This window comes from Slackia sp. (genome assembly GCF_977041755.1).
This window is the reverse complement of sequence record NZ_CDRRGL010000203.1, coordinates 1-2393: the sequence shown is the minus strand read 5'-3', so window position 1 is coordinate 2393 and position 2393 is coordinate 1. Positions and strand designations below refer to the sequence as shown.

Annotated in this window: 1 protein-coding gene; it reads right to left on the bottom strand. The window is 60.3% G+C overall.

What is annotated here, in order from left to right; translation table 11 throughout:
- Positions 1-698: 698 nt before the first annotated feature.
- On the bottom strand, positions 699-2393 hold a 1695-nt coding region (locus tag ACWI8T_RS09520; RefSeq protein WP_449138772.1), incomplete at its 5' end, for a DUF3656 domain-containing U32 family peptidase.

Genomic DNA, 2393 nt, shown 5'->3' with positions numbered 1-2393 from the left:
CTGCCCATTTGATTTCGGTTTGCCGTTGGGGTGCCAGCAATCCCAGGTGGAAATGTCGCCTCCAGCGCCGTCGGGCCCGGTGTTGCTATAGGGGGTTCCTAAATAATACGAATCGTATTCGTGTGCTTTCAGTTCATCGAGCGCGCATCTCGTGGCGCCTAAAATGCCTTCGATTGTGTTATGTGGACTTCGGGTTTCTGCTGCCCAGGCCTGGCGGGAAAGCGGGTGTTGGCTGGCGTGGTCTAATGGTGCGCTTTCGAAGGCTACGGGGCCCAATGCGGCATATGATGCTGCCGTGGCGGCAAGGGCGAAAAATGATCGGCGCGAAAAGGACGCGTGGGGGGTATTGGGCGGACAAAGGGACGTAGGCATGGTCGCCTCCTAATCGATTGCTGCGGTCTGCGTCGCTGCGGGCGCACGCCCATGCTAGAGGTGAAACCTTGTCCGGTTCTTGCCCGCTTCCTGCGCTTTTCCTCGCGTTTTAGCGTCGAATTGCCGCTTGTTGCGGCTGAATTCCAGGCGATTTCCTCGCATAGATATTGCGGCAATCGTTCGAAATCCCCTTGTTTTTGCTGAAGCGTTCGTGCATTTCGCCCATTCTGGTAGGCGGACAATAAAAAGCCCGCGTTTCCGTTTCGAGGAAACGCGGGCGGCATTTGAGATGAACTGCGAGGTTACGGTGCTTCGCGCGGCAGCGTTTATTGCACGCCTCTGAACAAGTGTCCCGTCGTGCAACCTTCCGTCTTTGCGACGTTCGTGCCGCGCTTGGCGGCTTCGATGGCTCGTACGACTCGGGAAGTCGCCTTGCCAGCTTCGTTCGCGCTCATGAGCGTCGTGTCGACCATGAAGGCCGAAACGCCCGCGTCGATAAGCTCGTCAACCACGTGTGCGGCGTCGAAACGCACGGCGTTGTAGAGGTGGCTGCGGCCAAAGCAATCGGTTACCACGGGGAAACGATAGCCTTTGCGGTCAAGCAGCGTGTGCGCGTGTGCGCGTCGCTCGCACTGCGAACACTTCTGGTTGCATGCGCCCTGGCTCATGAGCAGGCAGTGTTCGCAGGTCATGAGTTCCTGGTTGCCACAAACCACAATGCCCAGTTCGGCGGGCGAATCTTTGCCGAGCTCGGCGATTTGCTTCAAGGAAAGCTCCGGGGAAAGCCATACGCGGCGAGCTCCCAGGGCAGCTGCGACGGAAAGCGAGGCGGCATTCGTGATGGGCAGGTGCGGCCCCACTTCAACAAGCGAGCCCATGTTCGCGCCGCGCACGAGCTGGCCGAGGTTTTCGACGAATAGCGGTTTTTCGGGTTTCGCCCACTTCCACAAGTCGACGTCTTCTTCGCTGTTCATGGGTAGCTTGTCCACCACGGGCAGGGCGATTGCACAGCGGCCGGGGTATCCCGCCTGCTCCTCGTCGACGATGCGGCCCTCGCAGCATGCTTCGCCGCGACGATAGTTCAGGGCGGCGACGAATACTACATCGGCACCGGCCTTTTTGGCGGCACGGGCGCATGCGGGGTTCGTGGCGAACGCTACGACGCACGCGTCATCGGCGGTCGGCTTCGACATGGTGCGGCCGTGCTCGGGTTTCTCGGTTTTTTCGATAATGCGATCGCGCCACGGATTGAGCATGGCTTCGGCGAGCATCTTCAACGCCTGTGTGCGTGCTTTGTGCAGAGCCGAAAAGCCCATGCCCACGCCTTCGTCGACGTCGACATCAAGGTCCGTAAGGAAAAACGGCGTATTGCCCAAGCGGTCAACGTGCTCGCGCACTTCTTCGGGGGTAATGGCCTTCGTGCGGGCCGCCTCTACCGTTGCGCCCTCAAAAGAGGCTTGCACGCCAGCGCATTCCGCCACGAAACGCAAAGGCTCGCCGATATGGGCCACGACGTGCATGCGCGCGGGAAGGCGAGGTTCCAAATCGTCATCGTGGAATGCCATGGAGGCATCGCGAACGCGGAACACGCGGTCGCCTTTGCCCACGCGGCCGTCGATTTCGAAGTAATACATGTCGCCCTTGCGCTCAAACGCCTCAAGCGTCGAGGCGAAATGTCCCTTGTTGGTCCAAAATTCCAACACGTCGCCTTCATGCAGCTCGGTTTGGGACTCCACGGCAACCTCGCGGCCTTTCGCCTTCGTAACGCGTCCGGCGAAAACGCCACGGTTGTTCGGGCGGCCGTAGCCCATGATGTCGTTCCCGCGGCGGCGGGAAAGGTAGGCTTCGGTGAATCCGCGGCTGAAGGCTTCGGAAAGCGCGCGATGCTCTTCCTCGGTCGCGCCCGCTTCTTCAAGAGACGTGCCTTCGTCGATGGCGCATGCCAAGCGATCAATTGCCGCGCGATAGGCGGCGACCGCAGCGAATACGTATTCGGGCGATTTCATGCGGCCTTCGATTTT